Raw genomic sequence first — 780 nt, 5'->3', positions numbered from 1 at the left:
TCAGTTCGAGCTGAAAGGAGAAATAATGTCGACGATCAAGCTTCAATATGGCAAAGAAGATTATCAGCTAATTGGCCGTGAGTCCTGCTTTGAAGGCTTCTTTCGCATGGAAAAGGTTACCCTGAAACATCGCTTGTTTGATGGTGGCTGGAGCCGGGAAGTCAGTCGTGAATTGTTTATTCGGGGTGATGCCACTTGCGTTATTCCCTACGACCCAATGGAAGACAAAGTTGTGCTGCTGGAACAATTCAGGCCGGGCGCAATACTCGAGGATCAATCACCCTGGTTGCTGGAGTTGGTTGCAGGGATGAATGATGAGGGCGAGCACCCGGAGAATGTTGCACGCAGAGAAGCGCAAGAGGAGGCGCGCCTGGAATTAGGCGAACTTGAAAAAATTTGTGAATACTTGGTCTCGCCGGGCGGCACTACAGAGAAGGTCTATCTCTACTGTGCTAAAGTCAGTGTTCAAGGTGTTGGTGGCGTGTTTGGTCTTGCTGAAGAAGATGAAGATATCAAGGTACACTGCCTAGACTTTGAAGCAGCTTATAAATTGGTCGAAAATGGCACCATTAACAATGCTGCCGCTATTATGGGGCTTCAATGGCTGGCCTTAAACCGGGAACGCTTGCGAGAGCAGTGGCGCTAGACTAAGGGGAGAGTATTATTTTAATGCGTAAAAAGTATGTCCCCGACTTGGTTCAGCTTGGCGCGACCTTTGAAAGCAACTATAACCGCCTAATTCGTTTGATTCGAATGATGGGCGATGTTGAACGGATTCGC

At 48.2% G+C, this 780-nt stretch carries 1 protein-coding gene; it reads left to right on the top strand.

The window, feature by feature from the left end:
- The coding region (locus tag A3735_RS23200) for an NUDIX domain-containing protein (protein ID WP_369820552.1) at positions 1 to 646 on the top strand (646 nt) is incomplete at its 5' end.
- Between the last annotated feature and the right edge of the window lie 134 nt (positions 647 to 780).

The organism is Oleiphilus sp. HI0061 (assembly GCF_001635675.1).
This window is presented reverse-complemented; position numbering and strand designations above follow the sequence as displayed.